This is a genomic window from Spirosoma spitsbergense DSM 19989 (assembly GCF_000374085.1).
Classification (GTDB): domain Bacteria; phylum Bacteroidota; class Bacteroidia; order Cytophagales; family Spirosomataceae; genus Spirosoma; species Spirosoma spitsbergense.
Genome location: NZ_KB893444.1, coordinates 51,560 through 72,005 on the forward strand (window position 1 = coordinate 51,560; position 20,446 = coordinate 72,005).

Annotated in this window: 14 protein-coding genes; 9 read left to right on the top strand and 5 right to left on the bottom strand. The window is 52.5% G+C overall.

Features of this window, described 5'->3' with window-relative positions; genetic code table 11:
• The first annotated feature begins 61 nt into the window (after positions 1–61).
• From B157_RS0107885 to B157_RS0107915, 6 genes are all read left to right on the top strand, one after another.
• A complete protein-coding gene (locus tag B157_RS0107885) occupies positions 62–2,365 on the top strand; it encodes a glycoside hydrolase family 20 protein (protein ID WP_020602814.1) in 2,304 nt (767 codons plus the stop codon).
• 29 nt (positions 2,366–2,394) lie between these two features.
• Positions 2,395–3,051, top strand: a complete 657-nt coding sequence (locus tag B157_RS0107890; protein WP_026308565.1) for a DMP19 family protein — start codon at positions 2,395–2,397, stop codon at positions 3,049–3,051.
• 36 nt (positions 3,052–3,087) lie between these two features.
• Entirely contained in the window at positions 3,088–3,771 is a 684-nt protein-coding gene (locus B157_RS0107895) for an SIR2 family NAD-dependent protein deacylase (RefSeq protein ID WP_020602816.1), read from the top strand.
• 94 nt (positions 3,772–3,865) lie between these two features.
• On the top strand, positions 3,866–4,048 hold the full coding sequence (locus tag B157_RS40235; RefSeq protein ID WP_342664693.1) for a hypothetical protein: 183 nt from the start codon (positions 3,866–3,868) through the stop codon (positions 4,046–4,048).
• Positions 4,045–4,332 (top strand): DUF3347 domain-containing protein, encoded by a 288-nt coding sequence (locus tag B157_RS40240; protein WP_020602818.1) that lies wholly within the window; start codon positions 4,045–4,047, stop codon positions 4,330–4,332. Before B157_RS40235 ends, B157_RS40240 begins: the two co-directional genes overlap by 4 nt.
• A gap of 254 nt (positions 4,333–4,586) precedes the next feature.
• The gene (locus B157_RS0107915) at positions 4,587–6,008 is read left to right on the top strand and encodes a M20/M25/M40 family metallo-hydrolase (RefSeq protein ID WP_020602820.1); all 1,422 of its coding nucleotides are present in this window, start codon (positions 4,587–4,589) and stop codon (positions 6,006–6,008) included.
• A 107-nt stretch (positions 6,009–6,115) separates the two neighbouring features.
• Here the strand turns inward: B157_RS0107915 and B157_RS0107920 are convergent, their stop codons facing one another.
• Entirely contained in the window at positions 6,116–6,835 is a 720-nt protein-coding gene (locus tag B157_RS0107920) for a DUF4396 domain-containing protein (RefSeq protein ID WP_020602821.1), read from the bottom strand.
• A 37-nt stretch (positions 6,836–6,872) separates the two neighbouring features.
• Positions 6,873–8,993: a copper-translocating P-type ATPase gene (locus B157_RS0107925; protein WP_020602822.1), complete on the bottom strand. Its 2,121-nt coding sequence runs from the start codon at positions 8,991–8,993 to the stop codon at positions 6,873–6,875.
• 264 nt (positions 8,994–9,257) lie between these two features.
• On the opposite strand from B157_RS0107925, the gene B157_RS0107930 reads away from it, so the two are divergent.
• Positions 9,258–10,289, top strand: coding sequence for an LLM class flavin-dependent oxidoreductase (locus tag B157_RS0107930; RefSeq protein WP_020602823.1), 1,032 nt, complete (start codon positions 9,258–9,260; stop codon positions 10,287–10,289).
• A gap of 107 nt (positions 10,290–10,396) precedes the next feature.
• Positions 10,397–11,182 (top strand): DUF3050 domain-containing protein, encoded by a 786-nt coding sequence (locus B157_RS0107935; RefSeq protein WP_026308567.1) that lies wholly within the window; start codon positions 10,397–10,399, stop codon positions 11,180–11,182.
• A gap of 206 nt (positions 11,183–11,388) precedes the next feature.
• On the opposite strand, the gene B157_RS0107940 is transcribed toward B157_RS0107935, so the two are convergent.
• Positions 11,389–12,066, bottom strand: a complete 678-nt coding sequence (locus tag B157_RS0107940; protein ID WP_211224981.1) for a response regulator — start codon at positions 12,064–12,066, stop codon at positions 11,389–11,391.
• A gap of 520 nt (positions 12,067–12,586) precedes the next feature.
• Positions 12,587–15,685: an efflux RND transporter permease subunit gene (locus tag B157_RS0107945; protein ID WP_020602826.1), complete on the bottom strand. Its 3,099-nt coding sequence runs from the start codon at positions 15,683–15,685 to the stop codon at positions 12,587–12,589.
• 469 nt (positions 15,686–16,154) lie between these two features.
• Between B157_RS0107945 and B157_RS0107950 the strand changes: the two genes are divergently transcribed.
• Positions 16,155–17,141, top strand: coding sequence for a methylenetetrahydrofolate reductase (locus tag B157_RS0107950; RefSeq protein WP_020602827.1), 987 nt, complete (start codon positions 16,155–16,157; stop codon positions 17,139–17,141).
• 283 nt (positions 17,142–17,424) lie between these two features.
• On the opposite strand, the gene B157_RS0107955 is transcribed toward B157_RS0107950, so the two are convergent.
• A complete protein-coding gene (locus B157_RS0107955; RefSeq protein WP_020602828.1) occupies positions 17,425–20,424 on the bottom strand; it encodes a VPS10 domain-containing protein in 3,000 nt (999 codons plus the stop codon).
• Positions 20,425–20,446 lie beyond the last annotated feature (22 nt).

Sequence of the window (20,446 nt, forward strand, 5' to 3'; positions counted from 1 at the left end):
CGCTGCTTTAAAAATTCCTCCCTAATTTGCCGCCCGAACCAATCACTACCTATCTGTCCGCATGAAACACCTGTTGCTTTTTTTGGTACTCTCCTTCCCTTCTTTTGCCCAAACCACCGATAATCAGTACAACCTGATTCCCTTCCCCGCCCAGTTTTCCGGTCAGACGGGTCAGTTTACCCTTAGCAGTGCTACCCGCATCGTGATAACCCCGGCTAAAGACCCCGCTGTTCGGGCGGTAGCCCAAACAGTAGCGGGTCAGATTAAGACGGCCAACGGTTTATCGTTATCCGTTTCTCCCACCACCCCGGCCTTAGCCAAAGGTGCCCATATTTTTTTCTCCCTGAATAAAAAACTAACCCTCGGCAATGAGGGCTATAAACTGACCATTACACCAGCCAGAATACTGGCCGAAGCCGCTACACCCAACGGCCTGTTTTATGCCGCGCAAACCCTTCGCCAACTCCTGCCCGCCGGTCAGATGACCACAGCTACCCTACCCGCCTGCGCCATTGCCGATAAGCCACGCTTCGGCTACCGGGGCCTGATGCTGGATGTAGGACGCCATTTCATGCCGGTGCCGTTCGTCAAGAAGTTCATCGACCTGATGGCCCTGCACAAACAGAATACCTTCCACTGGCATTTGACCGAAGACCAGGGCTGGCGTATCGAAATCAAAAAATACCCGAAGCTGACCCAGGTTGGGAGCAAACGCGCCGAATCCATTGTGGGCCAGTATAGCCAGAATTACCCCCAGCAATTCGATGGGAAGCCGGTTAGTGGTTTTTACACGCAGGCCGAAATACGGGATGTGGTGCGCTACGCCCAAAGTCGGTTCGTTACGATTATTCCCGAAATAGAAATGCCCGGCCACGCGCAGGCTGCACTGGCCTCGTATCCCGAACTGGGCTGCGACCCTGCCAAAGGCTATCAGGTCTACACCAAATGGGGTGTTTCGGAGGATGTGTACTGCCCGTCGGAGAAAACGTTTACTTTTTTGCAGGATGTGCTGACAGAAGTGATCGCGTTGTTTCCCGGCAAATACATCCACATCGGGGGCGACGAATGCCCGAAAACGGCCTGGAAAAACAGCGCATTCTGTCAGGACCTGATGAAGAAAAATGGCCTGAAAGATGAGCACGAACTACAAAGCTATTTTATCCGGCGCATCGAGAAATTTCTGAACAGTAAGGGGCGGTCCATCATTGGCTGGGACGAGATTTTAGAGAGCGGCTTAGCGCCCAACGCAACCGTGATGAGCTGGCGCGGTACGGCGGGCGGCATTGCCGCAGCCAAACAAAAGCATACCGTCATCATGTCGCCCGCGGGCACCTGCTACCTTGACTCGTACCAAGGTAACCCCGCCACCGAACCCCTCGCCATTGGCGGCTACCTGCCCCTCGATCAGGTATATGCCTACGAGCCAATGCCCGCCGAACTCTCGGCGGCAGAACAGAAGTACGTTATGGGTGTGCAGGGGAACATCTGGACGGAGTACCTGCCCACCCCCGAAGCGGTCGAATACGCGGCCTTTCCGCGGGCTGTTGCCCTGGCCGAAATTAGCTGGATGCCCGCCGGTACGCATAACTTCGAAGATTTTGCCCTGCGACTCAAAAATCACCTGCCCCAGCTTGACCAGAACTTCGGGCCATCGGTACCCGTCAACTACGCCAAACGACTGTTCGACATTTCGGCCAGTACGCAGCCAAATGCCCAGGGCCAGCTTCAGGTGCAACTGAGTAAACTGGATACCGACAGCCGGATTTTTTACACCATAAACGGCCGGGAACCCAACGAGCGCAGTACCGAATACATTGGCCCCATTACGCTGACAAAAACAACGACTATCCGGGCCATGACACCCACAGGGGGCAAACTTACCCAGACGTTTACCCTCCATAAAGGCAAGAACAAGCCGTACACCTATGCCCAGTCCCCTGCCCCCACCAACGACCCCAAAACGAACAAATTAACCGATGGCGTTCGGGGCGAAACACCCCGCGACCGGCGGCAGTGGGTGAATTTTTTCGGTAACATGGATATAGTCCTGGACCTGGGCGATGTAACGAGCGTTACAAAGGTGTCGCTGAATTTCCTGAAAGTTATCCTGGATAAAAGCTTCCCGCCCACCTCGGTCAACATTGCCCTCTCCAAAGATGGGGCCGATTTCAAAGAAGCCCTTACCCAGCCCATTAATTATGAACTGACCGGCCCCTGGGACATTCTGCCCGTGGTGGCCGATTTTAAAACCGCCCGCGCCCGCTACGTACGAATCAGGGCAAAGAACGCAGGGGAGTGCCCCGCCGGGCACCCCGACGCCGGACAGAAAACCTACTTCTCCACGGATGAAATTGTGGTGGAATAATCGTATATTAGCTAATCAGCGATAACCGAATGCCGACGACTAGAGAGTTCATTGCAGGCATCCTTTTTGTCTTATCCCTAACGCTATTGAGTTGCTCGGAACAGCGAAAGAAACGCGCCACAACCACTACAACAGACACCATGAATGCACAAATGATTGAGTCAATAGAGAATTTCAAAAAGAGACAAATTCACAGCAACCTAACGGCCGAAATTATTGATACAACACCGGATAGTATGTTGCTGCAAACCGTGTTCGACCAGTTGAGTACGAAGCTACCGGAGGATTATCAAAAAGAATACCAGACGGTTACGAACTGGACAAAACCACAACAGGCTATTTACATCATTTGGGTACTGGAAGCGGAAGTAAATAATGGCGGATTTAATCAATTCTACTTCAACTCAAGCGGCCAATTTGCTGACTTGACCGTAGATGCCCTGACACGTGTTGGTGCGAAAAAGTTTGCCGACTTAGCCGCCAGCGCTAATGAAATTTACAAAGCAAATAAGGAAGAAATAGCCAGACATCAGGATGGGACAATGGAAGGCTTTTCCGAATCCTATGAAGACAATCCATTGAACAAACTGGATGACGAATTTTACGACTTATCCAGCAAAGAGAACTTGCAGAAACGTCAGATTGCTTACGTAAGAAGCCACAAAGAATACTTTATTGATAAGTAGTTAACGACTGCATCTGACACTGACCTTACCAATCTAATGAAAAAAATTGTTGTTTTATCCGGCGCGGGTATCAGTGCGGAAAGTGGCATTCCAACGTTCCGGGCATCGGATGGCCTGTGGGAGAACCACCGGATTGAGGATGTTGCCACACCCGAAGCCTGGGAGCGTAACCCAACGCTGGTACAGAATTTTTACAACGAACGCCGGAAACAGGCCCTCAGTGTTCAGCCTAATGCGGGGCACCTGGCTCTGGTGAAACTGGAAGAAAAATACGACGTGACCATCATCACCCAGAACGTCGATAACCTGCACGAAAAAGCGGGTTCTTCAACAGTCATTCACCTGCACGGTGAGTTGTCTAAATCGCGGTCCTGTGTGGATGAAACACTGATTTACGACATCGAAGGCTGGGAGATCAAAGCGGAGGAACGTTGCGAGAAGGGGTCCCCGCTTCGTCCACACATCGTTTGGTTTGGCGAGGCCGTGCCCATGATGGATATCGCTGCGTCCGTAACCCAGGAAGCGGATATATTTATCGTAGTGGGAACGTCGCTGAATGTGTACCCGGCAGCAGGGCTGATATTTGCGGTGCAAAAAGGCGTTCCAATCTACGTAGTTGATCCCTATAGTCCCGAAATACAAAAGCGGGCCAACATAACATTTATCGCCGAACCCGCCACCATTGGCCTGACGCAGCTGGCAGACCAGTTAATGCGTTAATCTCAACCAGAAAAGTAATTATCAACCCATCAGCGTGTAATCGATGCGCAGCGGCCGGGGCGGCTTTTTTCCACCAATAATCGTCAATAACCCAATGAAAATCAACCGTTTGTTCCTGACTATCCTGGGTCTGTTTCTCTTCTCCTTTGCCGCTATGGCTCAGTCGACGGCTCCCGCACTGAAGGCCTATTATGGCGTGAAGAATGCGCTGGTAGCCACCGATGGGGCAAAAACCAAAGCACAGGCATCGACGCGGTCAATACCCTCAGCAACGTGAATGCGGCTACGCTAAAACCGTATGACAGGAAGGCCCTCGCTTCGGCCAGGGCCAGCGCACTGGTCATTAGTAAAACGGGCGATGTAGCCGCCCAACGCAAAGAATTCAAGATCCTGTCGACCAACATGATTGCCCTGGCGAAAGCAACCAAACCCGCTAAAACCTACGTGCAGTATTGCCCGATGGTGAAGGCATCGTGGCTTAGCGAAAGAAAAGACGTGAAGAATCCCTACTACGGCAACGACATGCTGACCTGCGGCAGTACGAAAGAAGTGATTGAGTGATTTTACAGCCGGTTCAACGCGTGCGCTTCCTCAGCGTATTGTAAGCGGTTCTCCGCATCTACCTGAATTATATTATTAGCCATAAATAACTTTACACAAAATAAAATCAATATACATTCAATATTATCCATAAATAATACTAACAATCGCCCTATTTTTAAAATTTACATCTGTTTCCTTTGGATATTGACAGGCTGTTGGGCATATTTGGCTGTAGGACTCATGAACAGGGTCTGTTACCCAACCAAATAACCATGATGAAACGTACGTTTTACGCACTAGCCGTAGTTTGCTTTATGGTGGGTTCCGTTGTGAACGCTCAATCCAAACAGCCAGACTGGAAAGCAGTAGAGGAAGAAACGATGGAGCATTTCCAGGCCATACTGCGGATGAATACCAGCGACCCGCCGGGGATTGAAGCACCGGTTGTTGACTACCTGAAATCGGTGTTACAGAAAGAAGGCATTGAGGTGCAGACATTTGCACTCGACCCTAATCGCCCCAATCTGGTCGCCCGTTTAAAAGGGACGGGGAAGAAGCGTCCACTGCTCATTATGGCTCATACCGATGTGGTCAATGTGGATTCCACCAAGTGGACCTACCCACCCTTCTCGGCTACGCGTAAGGATGGCTACGTGTACGGCAGAGGGTCTGTAGATGATAAGGATAACGTAGCCACGGGCCTGATGGTCATGCTTTTGTTGAAACGGTCGAATGCGATGTTAGACCGCGACGTGATCTTTTTGGCGGAAGCCGGTGAGGAAGGAAACGTCAAATACGGCATCGACTACATGGTCAAAAATCATTGGCCGGCGATAGAAGCCGAGTACTGTTTTGCGGAAGGGGGCGGGGTGCCGCGTACCGGTGGAAAAATCCAGTACGCAACGGTAGCGACGACCGAAAAGATTCCACGCGGAGCCAAACTGGTAGCCAAAGGTATATCGGGGCACGGGTCCGTTCCATTGCAGAGTAACGCCGTTGTCCACATCGCTCAGGCAGTGGCCAAAGTAGCTGCCTGGCAAACGCCCATGCGCCTGAATGAAACGACCACCGCTTTTTTCAAACGGCTGGCAGAAATCAGCACGCCCGAAGAAACAGCCCGCTTTCAGGCTTTGCTAAATGGCAAAAATGCGGATTCGGCCCAGGAATATCTGGCGACAAAGGAACCCCGCTACTATTCAACCCTGCGAACATCCATCTCCCCAACCATCATCAAAGGCGGGTATCGCAGCAACGTAATTCCGTCGGAGGCCGAAGCGACGCTCGATATCCGGGCACTACCCGATGAGGATATGCCCAAATTTCTCGATGCCATGCGCCAGGTAATCAACGACCCGGCGGTAGACATTGTGAGTAACAGTAGTTCTGCCCGGCCCGGAAGCCCCCCCTCAAAACTGAACACGGAGGCATTCAGGGCAGTGGAAGCGTCCGTTAAACGTACGTACAATACCGTTACGTTGCCTACCATGCTCACCGGAGCTACCGATATGTCGTATCTGCGATCGAAGGGAGTACAGTGTTACGGTATTGGCCCCATGACCGACAGTGAAGACGGACCGAAGGGCTTCGGAGCACACAGCGACCAGGAGCGTATTCTGGAAGAAGCCCTGCACAAATTTCTGCGTTTCCAGTGGGACGTAGTTTCCAGTCTCGCCATGCAATCGAGTCCGGAGTAAGCCCTTTGGGTTAACCAACAGGGGTCTCCCTCAATCATCGCTCACCAACGCAACTCCCCGCGCTATCACCCGTTGTAATTGTAACCGGTGGCAGTGCGGGGAGTTAGTTACATCTTTTCTTTCAGGCCGACCTTCAGCAGCCACCAGTTGACGGGGTAAGCCGTTACAAAGCCGAAGAGCATGGCAACCTGCATCATAAACCAGAATACGGGACCATCTTTGGGTAGCTCGCGCCCGAAAATAGCGAAGGTGACAATGGCCATCCACCCGTACATGCCAATCTGCCACGACGCCAGCGAGAGCGTGTCAGCTTTAAGAGCCGCAACCAGTCCTTCTTTGGGCGAAATGTCGCGCATGGGTTTGATAGCGAAGTACTGAAAGGCGATGCCAATCAGAAAAGCCAGCACAAAGTCGATGGCCCAGGCTCCGAAAATAGGTTTCCCAAACAGGGTGAGTGGTACAAAAAATACAAACGTTTCGGCCATAATATCGCCCAGAGTGCAGCCACTGCCGCAGTGCAGTGCTCCTACCCCAACGCTTTGCCAGAATGGTTTCTGGCCCTGCATCATCCTATCCGGCTGCCCACCCTTTTCCGATTGCCTGGAGGAATCACTGTCTGCTGGCTTTACCGATTTTCGGCCTACCGTAAAATAGCCCCATAAAGCCAGCGGACCCGCGTAGAGAGCGGTCAGGGGCCAGACCACGTCCATAATCCACATTTCCTGTCTGTGGCCGTTCAACATGTCGATGGTGATAATTACGAAGCTGATACCAGCCAGTACCAGCGAGATAATGGCCAGAGTGGGCAACCAGGAAGGAATAGTCATGGGTAAAACGTTGAGTAAAGGATAACTGGATTCGCTTTTAGTTCGTTTTCATACTCCGCTTCAGCAACTCTGCGTTCAGGGCCACAATGACGGTACTGCCGCTCATCAACACCGCCCCGATTGCCGGGCTCAGTACAAAGTCAGGGTACAGCACCCCGGCTGCCAGCGGAATAGCGATGACGTTGTAGCCGGTGGCCCAGAGCAGGTTCTGAATCATTTTACGATACGTGGCCTTCCCGAACTCAACCAGATTGGTGATGTCGGTAGGCTTACTATTGACCAGAATGATATCAGCCGTTTCAGCCGCTACGTCAGTACCGGAACCCACGGCAATACCTACATTGGCCTGCGCCAGCGCGGGGGCATCGTTCACACCATCGCCGGTCATGGCCACGAACTGGCCTTTTGCCTGTAGGTCTTTCACGATGTTGACCTTCTGGTCGGGTAGCACTTCGGAGAAAACGCCGTCCAGGCCAAGTTCTTTCGCTACCGCATCGGCTACCTGTTTGTTATCACCGGTGGCCATGTACACCTTTATGCCCGACTCCTGCAGCCGCTGAACAGCCTCTTTCGAGTCGTCGCGAATGCGGTCTGCCAGGGCCACATAGCCGATTAGTACCTCATCAATCAATACGAATACAACAGTCTCGACACCATTTCCAAAAGCATCTTTTGGCTGTTCGATGTTTTTTTCTTTCAGGTAACCGGGGCTAACCACCAGCACCTTTTTACCATCCACCGTAGCCGATACACCCTTACCCGTAATAGACTGAAAATCAGCGATGGCAGGAAGTTTCAAATCACGCTTCTGGGCTTCCCGTACAATACCCTCCGCGATAGGGTGCTGCGATTGCTGCTCCAATGCTGCGGTCAGGGCCAGCATCGTCGCTTCGTCAATATCCGGTTTCAGCGTCTTCACCCGCGTTACCCCAAACGCACCTTCGGTCAGTGTACCGGTTTTGTCGAATACCATCGCCGTGATTTTCCGGGCCTCCTCGAAAGCGGTACGGTTCCGAATCAACAGCCCTTTACTGGCAGAAATACCCGTTGAAATGGCCACTACGAGCGGAATTGCCACCCCTAAAGCATGCGGACAGGTCGTAACCATCACCGTCACCATCCGTTCGATGGCAAAAGCAAGGTCTTTACCCGCCAGCAGCCACGCCACCAGGGTGATAATGCCCACCGACAGCGAAATGAAGGTTAGCCAGCCAGCCGCCCGGTCGGCCAGATTCTGGGTTTTCGACTTGGCTCCCTGTGCCTCTTCAACCATTTTCACCACCTTGTTCAGGTAGCTGTCGGCCCCCTTGTGCGTCACCCGGATTTTGAGCGCCCCTTCACCGTTTACAGCACCGGCTATCACGCTGTCGTTCACGCTTTTTTGCGCCGGTACGCTCTCGCCGGTCAGCATACTTTCGTTGATGGCACTGTCTCCCTCAATAATATCGCCGTCGGTTGGAATCCGTTCACCGGGCCTTACCAGTACGATGTCGCCTTCGTTGAGCGTGTCGACCTGCACATCGCTGATGGTTTCGCCATCAACCTTATGCGCATCGGAGGGCAGCATCTGCACAATCAGTTCGAGCGAACGCGATGCCCCGGCCACCGATTTCATTTCGATGTAGTGACCCAGCAACATGATGTCAATCAGTGTAGCCAGTTCCCAGAAAAAGTCCATCCCCCGAAGCCAACCCACCGATACGGCTACGCTGTAGACGAAAGCCGTAGTAATGGCAACGGCAACGAGGGTCATCATACCCGGTTGCCGGTTGCGCAGTTCACCAACCAGCCCTGTCAGGAACGGCCAGCCACCGTATAAATAAATGAATGATGCCAGCACCAGTATAACCGGTGTCTGGTAGGGAAAAGAAAGCTGGTAACCGACCAGATTCTGAAACATGCCGGACAGGGCGATGACCGGCACCGACACGACAATACAAATCCAGAAACGGCGCAGGAAATCGGCAATCATGGCCCCGTGGTCATGCCCCCCGTGCCCCATTTTACTGTGGTCCATGTGACTATGGTCCATACCCATCTTTTGGGGGCCGCTGTGTTCATCGTGCCCGATGTGTTGCTCAGCCTGCTCTTCGGCGGGTGTCTCAGCCGCATCGCCGGGCTTATCAGTTAATTTGGGGGAGTGATGCTTATGGTCCATATCGGAAGTAGTTTCGCTGTCAGTTATTGAAACCTGTATATAGACAACACCGGAAAACGCTTTCCGGCTGGTTTCCGGTAAAATCCTGCACCAGTATTCCTGAATTCTGTAAGGAATCAACCATTTCAAATACGCTGATGCACTTTTAGTTATCCCTACAGCAAACAGATCAAAAACCAGTACGTACCCCGCAGGCGGTAAATCACTGAACTCCCGGCTGTATGTATGGGGTTAAGGTAAAAATACTATTAACCGAAGGCAGGTATGGAAATTGGCATTGATAGCTTTGCGTCCGTAGCACCGGATGGCGGTGATAGCCCGACCATGGAGGGTCAGGAAGCCATGCGTCAGTTGCTCGACCGAATCGAACGGGCAGACCAGGTGGGCCTGGACGTATTTGGCATTGGCGAACACCACCGCGAAGAATTTCTGGACTCCGCACCGGCCCTTATCCTGGCCGCTGCCGCTGCCCGCACCCGGCGCATTCGACTGACCAGTGCGGTAACCGTGCTGAGTGCCGCCGACCCGGTGCGCGTCTTTCAGAATTTCGCCACCCTCGACCTTATTTCGGGTGGGCGGGCCGAGATGGTGGTGGGGCGCGGTTCCTTTACCGAAGCCTTTCCGCTTTTTGGTCTCAAACTTGCCGATTACGACAGCCTGTTCGCCGAAAAACTTGACCTGCTGCTCGCCATCCGGGAGAGCGAACACATTCACTGGTCTGGCCGACACCGGCCAGCTCTGACGGGGCAGGGTATTTACCCGCGCCCGGTGCAATCCCGCATACCTATCTGGCTGGGGGTGGGCGGTACACCCCAGTCATTTGTTCGGGCCGGTACGCTGGGTCTGCCGCTGATGGTGGCCATCATTGGGGGCGAAACGCACCGCTTCAGGCCGCTAATCGATATGTACCGGGAAGCGGGCCGACGCGCCGGGCATGCGCCGGAGCAGTTGAAAGTGGGCCTGCATTCGCTGGGTTACGTGGCTAACACAACGGAAGAAGCCACGAATGACTATTTTCCCGGCTATGCCGAAACCTTTACCCAAATCGGGAAAGAGCGGGGCTGGCCACCCGTTACCCGGTCCCACTTCAACGAGCAGGTAGGTAGCCGGGGAGCGTTACTGGTAGGTAATCCCGAGGAAGTAGCCCGCAAGATTCAACGCCACAGCGAGGCACTGGGTGGCATCGACCGGCTGACGTTTCAAATGGATAATGCCGCCCTGCCGCACCAGAAACTGTTGCAGTCCATCGAATTGATTGGTACCCGTATCATCCCGTTACTTACCCGACCCGAGTGAGTCAGAAAACAAGAAATAGTCCCGGTCAGGCGGAGAACAAATGACAAACAATTCGTTGTTCATTCAATAGCGGGACTGACCGTATAATGAACTACAACAAACAATTCATGAATCAACACATTGAACGCATACAAAAGGCCATTGAGCCTTTGCGGCAGCAAATCATCAATCACAACGTGTATTCAGTAATCGAGGATGTCGATGACCTGAAAATTTTCATGCAGCACCACGTTTTTGCCGTGTGGGATTTTATGTCTCTGCTGAAAGCATTACAGAATAAACTCACCTGCACGAGCGCCCCCTGGTTTCCGACGGGCAATGCCGATACGCGCTACCTGATTAACGAAATTGTGGCGGGTGAAGAATCAGATGTTGATAGTAACGGAGAGCGCAAGAGCCATTTTGAGCTGTACCTGGAAGCCATGCAGCAATGTGGTGCCGATACAAATCAGATGGAACGGTTTATCACGACGCTACAGCAAACGGGTGAGTTGGAGCGTGCATTCAACGAGTCCGAAACGCCCCAATCTGCCCGCGATTTCGTCAATTTCACCTTCGATATCATTAACAGCGACAAAGCGTATTTGCAGGCAGCTATTTTCACCTTCGGCCGGGAAGACCTGATTCCGGGTATGTTCCTGTCTATTGTAGACGATATGCACCGGAAATTCCCCGACAGTCTTACCATTTTCAAGTACTACCTGGAACGCCACATCGAAGTAGATGGCGATCACCATAGCCACCTTTCCCTGCAAATGACCGCCAACCTGTGCGGAACGAACGAGCAGTTCTGGCAGGAAGCCGAAGAGGCTACCCGCCTGTCACTCCTGCAACGGATTGCCCTTTGGGATGGCGTTTATGCGCAGTTGAAACAGAAAGTAGCGTCTGAATAACTGTCAACGGCAGCAGCGCAGGATTTAGCCGGTGGCCGGATACCTGCGCTGCTACCGTTGACAGTTATTACCTGTTTCAACACTTTCACACCGAAACGGATACGGGAGTTGGCCCCGACTTTCACGAACGCTTTAAGCAGAATAACCCCCTTCTTCTTTTGGGCATTAACTGTTTTAACGCTTGCTTATACAGCCTGTCAACACCACTAGTCTTCCTTCAGCATATACCCCATACCGATGACGGTATGGATGAGCTTTTTAGGAAAGTCCTTATCAATTTTTTTGCGCAGAAAGTTCACATAAACGTCAATTACGTTCGTGCCCGTATCGAAATGAATGTCCCATACTTTCTCGGCAATATCTACCCGCGACACTACGCGGCCCCGGTTACGCATCAGAAATTCGAGCAGACCAAATTCTTTAGCGGTCAACTCTATACGTTTATCACTCCGACGGGCTATTTTCTCATTCAGGTCCAGTTCCAGATCGGCTACTTTCAGCACATTTGCCTGCATACCGGCCTCACTACTCCGTTTAGTAAGCGCCCGTAGCCGCGCCATGAGTTCTCTAAACTCAAAAGGCTTCACCAGGTAATCATCCGCGCCCGCTTCAAAACCAGTGAGTTTATTATCTACCGACCCCATAGCCGTCAGCATCAGCACGGGCGTACGGTTTTTTTCCTGACGGATTGACTGAACCACATCAAAGCCATTCATCTTGGGTAGGTTGATATCCATCACAATCACGTCGTAGCTATTATTCAGGGCCATTGTACGGCCAATCTGACCATCAAAAGCCACATCTACTTCACAGGATTGCTCTTCCAGCCCTTTCTTCACGAACGAGGCTAATTTAGGCTCGTCTTCCACTACCAGGATTTTCATTTCGGCAACATACATAGCTATTTTCTGATTTAAAAACGGTAGATTAAAATAGTAGTTGAAAAGAGCAACCCACTACATAGCTATTTCGGTCAGTAGAAATAAGATGCGTTGCCTTATTTGAGGCCTCAAGGTCGGCTCAGGGCATTAAAAGAACTTGAAAACAGAATTAAAAGACCGTTAAAGTCAGCGAGAAAAAGGAAGTTGAAACCAGTTTAAAAACAAAAAAGCCGTCCCGAATATCGGGGCGGCTTTCCGCTTCTATCCACACCATTTCAAGACTGACGACCGGGAGGCCGCCGAATCTTGATGTTCAACCTTCCCTTTGTAAAAGGATTGTTATGCGAAACTACGCAATTTCTTTTATATCAAACAAAAAAGCTATCTATTTTTTGATATTTCTAACTATCCAAGTCTTTCTAGTTATTTCTTTAACCTACAGGCAGATAAATATGTTAAAGTAATTTATAATAAAACGCAAAATAATGCTCTAAAATTATTTAACGCCTATAAAATCCTCTGCCTACCCCTCACTCAACCGTTGCCTGTAGAAAGCATAGAAAATGAGAGGAAAGACAAATAACGTTAACAGGGTTGCCGTAATCAATCCTCCAATAACCACAATAGCCAGTGGCTTAGCCGTTTCGGACCCGATGCCGTGCGAAATAGCCGCCGGAATCAGGCCAATACCCGCCATCATGGCCGTCATAACCACAGGGCGAATGCGGGATATTACCCCATCGCGTATGGCATCATTAAGCGGTAAGCTGTTTCGTAAGTTCTTCTTAAACACCGAAATCAGAATGACTCCGTTCTGAATGCAGATGCCAAACAAAGCGATGAAACCGATACCCGCCGAAATACTGAAATTGACGTGGGTAATGAGCAATGCCGCAATACCACCGATAATGGCAAAAGGCACATTGAAAAGCACCAGGCCCGCATCTTTGACGTTGCCAAACAGCACAAACAGAATAAAGAAGATGCCCAGCAAACTAATGGGTACTACCTGTGCCAACCGGGCAGTGGCCCGCTGCTGATTCTCAAAATCTCCCGCCCATTTAATCGTGTAACCCGCAGGAAACCTGACGTGCGCCTGTACTTTTTGCTGGGCTTCGGCCACGGCACTACCCATGTCCCGCTCCCGCACCGAAAACTTCACAGCCCCGTACCGCTGACTCCCCTCCCTGAAAATCAGCACCGGACCAGTCTGGGTATATACGCTGGCAATTTCCTTGATGGGGATCATACTGCCCGACTCCGTAGGCACCATCAACTGACTTATCTGCTGCTCGTTGGAGCGGAAAGGTCGGTCGTAGCGAATTCGCAGGTCGAACTTACGCTCGCCTTCATAGATTTGAGTAGCGGCTTTACCACCGATAGCCATCTCGATTACAGCTTCGGCATCGGATTTGCTGACACCATACACCGCGAGTTTACGCTCATCCAGTTCAATACGCATTTCGGGCTGGCCGGTAGTACGGATAACACCCAGGTCTTCAATACCCCGCACAGTAGCGAGTTGCTTTTGAATTTCCCCGGCTTTCCCTTCCAGAATAGCCTGGTCAGGTCCGTAAATTTTAACGGCTATGGAGCCTTTCACCCCCGAGACAGCTTCTTCCACATTGTCCATAATGGGTTGGGAGAAGTTGAAGTTGACACCCGGGAAAACCGCCAGCTTTTCCTGCATCTGATCAATCAGTTCTTCTTTCGACAACTCACTTTTCCAGTCGTCCTGCGGGTAGATATCCACCAGAAATTCGATGTTGTAGAACCCCGTTGGGTCAGTACCATCATTCGGGCGGCCCGTTTGCGAGATAACGCCTTTTACTTCGGGAAACTGCTCGAAGATATGGCGCATCTGTACCGTTTGCCGGACCGACTCCGGCAGCGAAATACTCATTGGCATGGTAGCCCGCACGTAGATCGATCCCTCGTTCAGTTCGGGCAAAAACTCGGTTCCAAGCAGGCTGAAGCCCGATAAACCGACCACTACAATGATGGCAGTAGCCAGTAGACTTATCCTCTTGTGGGCGAAGGTGAACCCGAAAGCCTGGGTCGACCAGCGGGTGATGATATTGACGAACGGGTTATTTTTTTCGCGAACGTTCTTTTTGAGAAGGATACTGGCCAGTACGGGTACGAGTGTCAGCGTAAAAATCAGTGCCCCAACCAGCGCAAAGCCCAGGGTCCAGGCCAGGGGTGAAAACATCTTACCCTCCACCTTCTGAAACGAGAAAATGGGAACCAGGCAGGTAATGATGATTAGTTTCGAGAAGAAAATAGCCTTCCCCATTTCGGTACCCGTTTTCCGGATAATCCCCAGTTTGGCCAGGCGATTGAATTTCGCCATCCCCTCCCTGTGCGCCAGTTCATCGAGGGTAACGAAAATACCTTCCACCATTACCACAGCCCCATCCACGATAATGCCGAAGTCGATGGCACCCATCGAAAGCAGGTTTGCCGACATGCCTTTGAGCCGCAGGCAGATAAACGCAAATAACAGGGCCAGGGGAATAACAATGGAAACGGTGACGGTAGTCCGCCAGTCGGCCATGAAAATGAAGACGATAACCGTAACAAAAAGAATCCCCTCAATCAGGTTGTGCGTAACGGTATGGGTTGCGAAATTGATGAGGGTTTCCCGGTTATAGAAGGTGTTAATCTTTACGTCGCCGGGCAGAATGGTGGTATTCAACTCATTGATTTTCTCTTTTACCCGCTCAATTACCTCACTGGGATTTTCGGCTTTCCGCATCACCACAATACATTCCACCACATCGTCCTCTTTATCACGACCAGCCTGACCCAGCCGGGGCAGGGCCGACTCCGACACCTGGGCTACGTTTTGCACCGTAATGGGTGTTCCCTTGATATTCTTGACGATGATATTTTTTATATCCTGCTGGTTATTCAGCAGGCCGATGCCGCGCACCACATAGGCTTCGGAGTTCTTCTCTATTACGTCCCCTCCTACGTTCACGTTAGCATTGGCTACTGCCTGATACAGTTGCAGCGGGGTGATATTGTAATCCATGAGTCGGCGGGGATCGACCGAAATCTCGTAGGTCTTGACTTCACCGCCAAAACTAACCACATCGGCAACCCCGGCCACGCTTTTCAGTTGCCGTTCAATGACCCAGTCCTGCATGGTTTTGAGTTCCCGCGCGGTGCGGGTCGGCGACTGAAGGGTGTACCGGAAAATTTCGCCGGTGGGGCCGTAAGGAGGTTGTACATCAGGCCGGATACCTTCGGGTAGTTCTACCCCACCCAATAAGTTATTGACCTGCTGCCGGGCAAAGGTATCGTCGACTCCGTCATCGAACAGGACTTTAACAACCGACAAACCAAACAGGGAGGTAGAGCGAATATCGGTGCGTTTCTGAACGGAGTTCAACCCGATTTCGATGGGAATGGTCACGAACTTCTCTACTTCCTCCGCCGACCGGCCCGGCCATTGCGTAATCAGCGTGATCTGGGTATTGGTAACGTCGGGAAAGGCTTCGATGGGTGTATTCTGGTAACTGACAACACCCGCGACAACGGAAAGCCCGGTAAGGAAAAAGATGAAGAACTTATTTTTAAGCGAAAAAGACAGAATACTTTTAATGAACTTATTCATTCGGCCGTACAGCGATTTAAGGTAGACAAAAGTCTGTGTACCGGCTTAAATCTGGCTTAATACGTGGTTAAAAGGGTGTTAAATCGCCAATCGCTGAAAAGATTCCTACTGTAGCCCGTTCTTCAGCGCAGACCACGCCCGAACGCCCTTTTTTAGCGAAACCGGTGCCTGCCCAACGGGGCAGCTACGCGTAAGAAGTTTCTTGTTCAGGCAAGGGCGTAGCAGGACGTATTGCCTCCTAAGCGAGAGTCAGGGAACAAAGGGCCTGAACCAACAGGCTCACCATGGTATTCTCTTGCGGTCATAACCGCTTTATGTTGACCCCTTCTTGTAGCCCCCGCTGGAAGAGAAAACAGGATTGAGACAACGAAAAACAGAACGGCGCGCCCTGAAGGGAGAAAATTTGTGCTATAGGCCCTATCTTTGAAACCCAAATGAAGCGGTAGTAAGCACCGGTACAAATCCCGTCATGTTTTTAGAAAAGATCAAATCCGGAGAATCCGGCGTATTGCTTTACGGCATCACCCCACCTAAAGCCGGTACCACCCCCGAACGTGTTGCCGAAATTGCCCAAAAAACAATAGAGCGGCTGGCAACCCTGGATATCGATGCCCTCGTTGTGTATGATGTGCAGGACGAGTCGGCCCGGACATCCGAAGAGAGGCCCTTCCCCTTTATCAATGCGCTGGATCCCCTTGCGTTTGCGGCTGGCTACCTGGACACGTTGCGCGTTCCGAAAATCATCTATCGGCCGGCCGGTAAATTTTCGGCCGCCGAGCTGACCGACTGGCTGGATGAACTGCACGAACACCAGTTTCACCCCGTTTTTGTGGGCGTACCGGCCCCCGATTACCCGGTAAAAACCAGCCTCCCGGAAGCCTACCAGCTCTGGAGCCGACACCAGGACACCTCCGTTGTGGGTGCGGTAACCATCCCGGAACGGCATAACGTGCTGAAGGATGAGGATGTCCGGATACTGGATAAGATGAACAGTGGGGTGTCGTACTTTATTTCCCAGTGCGTTTTCAATCTGGACTACGCGAAGCAGGTCATCGAAGACCTGGCCATCCGTTGTACCAGACAGCAGGTAAAGCCACCAACCATCATTTTCACAATTACCGCCTGCGGATCAGCCAAAACGCTCCAGTTCATGGAATGGCTGGGTATTCACGTCCCGGATGAATTGAAAGAAGACCTGAAAAAGTCAGAAGACATTCTTGAAAAATCGGTCCAGATATGCCTCGACATTGCCTCCGAGCTGACCACCTACTGCCTGGAGCATTCAATTCCCTTTGGCTTTAACATTGAAAGCGTAGCTATTCGTAAAGCCGAGATCGAAGCATCTATTTATATAGCGAATGGGATCGGGCAGATGCTGACCGATAAAGGGGTAAGGAGGTCGCCGGCAGAAATCAATCGGGAAGTTACCGGACTGGGTATGAATCCATCCGAATAGACCCGATACGCCAGCGTAGCAATAGAAAAGCCGTGTTCCCTGGTGGAACACGGCTTTTCGGTATAGACTGAACCAGGAAAGAACGACCATTATTCCCTACTCAGAAACGCGATCCTGTAATTCGTTGACAGGCCCCGCCTGTTCTGCCAGCAGCCTGACTCCCGCAGCCTGTGTCAAAAATTATAATGGCTTGTCAAACACGTTGCCCTGCGTTGCCTAAAGTGGAGAGCAACAGGCAAAACTGCCTTTTTTCATAGCGGGACTCCGCGCGTTTTGGTTGGCACTACTTCATTTTGCTCTTCAGGTTTGCCCAATCCTGTACGGTTTTTTTGAGGGTAATTTGCGCCTGACTTACGGCGGTTACAGCCTGGGTAGTAGCGGGCATATCAGTATCCTGCAACACGCCAAACAAGCTATTGAACGTCCGATTCTGGCCGGCCAGATTCGTCTGCGCAGCGGCCAGGGCTTTTTTCTGCTGGTCGGTTTTGGCCTGTTCTGCCATCTTCTGTGCTTCCTGTTGCATGAGCAACACCTGTTTCCGGCCTTCGTACACCGCCAGCGACAGGTCGTGCTGCTGCTTCAGGGCGGCTGTACTGGTTTTTACCCGTGGGTCCATCGTAATTACCAGCGGCTGGGTGTAGGTTTTCCCGTTCACACTCAGTTTTGCCGTGTAGGTTCCCGGCATCACCCAGGGCGACGTTGGGTCGGGGGCGGTTTGGTGGTAGGTGGCGGCAATAGGATACGCCGGGGGCAGGTCCAGTGGCGGGTAGTGCATATCCCACATAAATCGGTGCGCTCCGGTATCGCCCGACAGAATCTGCTGCGGACGAATCCAGTAAGCGGGCAGGTTCACATCCGGGATATCGTAGGGTTTCTCATCGCTGCTGTACCGGCGCACCAGTTTACCGGCGGCATCCGTAATTTCCAGCGTAACGGGTTTGTCGGCTTTATCGGATAGGTAGTAGTTGATGACGGCCCCATCGGGTGGGTTTTGTCCGGCGGGTTCTTCCGGGGGAAGTGGCGTGTCGGGGTTCATATTCCAGCGAACTCGGTAAGCGCGTTGTGGTTTAAAGAGCACCGTTCCAGCGTTTGCCATGTCGGGCGTAGCCTGACGCAGGGGCGTGATATCGTCCAGAATCCAGAACGACCGGCCGTGGGTACCCACCACAACATCATCGTCTTTGATGACCAAATCCCGGATGGAGGTAGCGGGCATATTCAACCGGATCGACTGCCAGTGGTCACCCTCATCGAATGAAACGTACACGGCGGTTTCGGAACCGGCAAACAGCAGTCCCTTCCGAATTGGGTCTTCGCGCACGGTGTTGATTGGGTCATTGTCGGGCAGGCCGGTTACGATTTCCTGCCAGGTTTTGCCACCGTCGTGGGTGCGGTAGATGTGGGGTTTCAGGTCGTCGCAACGGATGCGGTTCACAGCGGCATACACGGTATTGACGTCAAAGTGGCTGGCGTCCAGTTGAGAAACTTTACTCCACGAACCTACGCCCGCCGGGGTGACGTTTTTCCAGGCTTTACCCCCATCGCGCGTTACCTGAATATAGCCATCATCCGTACCCGCCCAGAGGGTGTTGATGTCTTTGGGCGACGGGGCAATGGTGTAAATGACGCCACGGCGGGGCATCGTTTTCATGGCCTCGGTGCGGTACACGCCCACGCTTTCGGGAATGTCGGGATAGGTTTCGCGGGTGAGGTCGGGGCTGATGACCTGCCAGGAGTTACCGCCGTTCTGGGTTTTAAACAGCACATTACCCGCAAAATAGAGCGTTTTGGGGTCGATGGGCGAAAACAGCACCGGGGCCGTTCGCACAAAGCGGTACTTGCCACTTCGTACGGCTTCGGGCGCGATGTTCTGAATCTGCCCGGTCCGCTTGTCAAACTTCGAGACCTTGCCGCCGTAAATGATGTTCGGGTCCAGCGGGTCGGCGGCTACGTAGCCGTATTCTTCCACGCCCACCGGATGCCACTCGCGGAACGTGACCTGCCCATCGTTTCCCCGACTGGCAATCCCCACCGAGCCACTTTCCTGCTGTCCGCCCAGTACATTATAGGGAAAACTGTTGTCGGTGCTGACATGATAAAACTGGGCTGTGGGCTGATTGTACCACGAACTGAACGTTTGCCCGCCGTTGACGGTGATGATAGCGCCCTGATCGCCCGCCAGCAATATGGTATTCGGCTCGTTGGGATTAATCCAGAGCCGGTGGTAATCGTCGCCACCGGGTGCGCCCCGGAAGTCATTCCAAGTCTTCCCCCCGTCCGTCGATTTCCAGGCGGCTACGTCGGCAATAAATACAACGTCGGGATTGGTCGGATGCACTTTCACCTCGGCAAAGTCGCTGCCCCTACCCCACAGCCGATGATCGTCGCTGAAGCGCGTCCAGGTAACACCGGCATCATTGGAGCGGTATACCCCGCCCAGCTCCGGCGCATCGACCGTTGCATAGAGCCGATTCGGGTCGCTGGGGGCGATGCAGAAACCGATGCGGCCCAGCCCCTGCGCTACGGTGGGCAGTCCGTTGGTGAGTTTTTGCCAGGAGGTACCGCCATCAGTCGATTTGTACAGGCCACTTTCGGGCCCCTGCCACTCGCCGTTTTCCCACGGTCCCTGCCGGGCAGCCCACAGGTCAGCGTACACGACGTTCGGATTCTTTGGGTCGATGGTTACCTGCACAGCTCCCGTATTCTCATCTTTATACAGAACCCGGTCCCAGGTTTTACCTCCGTCGGTGGTACGGTAAACGCCCCGCTCGGTATTAGGGCCGTAGGGATGACCCAGTACGGCGGCAAAAACGCGGTTTTCATTGCTGGGATCCACGCTGATATTCCCAATCTGCTGGCCATCTTTCAGTCCCAGAAACGTCCAGGTTGTACCGGCGTCGGTGGATTTGTACATCCCCGTCCCAACCGATAAATCCGGGCGTTGCAGCCCTTCGCCACTGGCCACGTAAATAACGCTGGGATTCGACGGGGCCACGGCGACATCACCAATGGAGCCGGTGGGCTGGTCGTCGAATATCGGAGACCAGGTGCGGCCATAGTCCGTCGTTTTCCAGACACCCCCGTTATTGACACCGATGTAAAACACATTGGGCTGCTGCGGTACACCCACCGCGCCTACGGTTCGCCCACCCCGGTGCGGCCCGATCATTCGCCATTTCATGGCATTGAATAGCTCAGGAGCTACCGATTGTGCCTGAACGCTGGCCAGCGATAGGAAAAAGACGAGCGTGGCAAACAGTCGCCTTACTGTAGAAAAGTCCATGATGGTGGTTTGGGTTGATTGA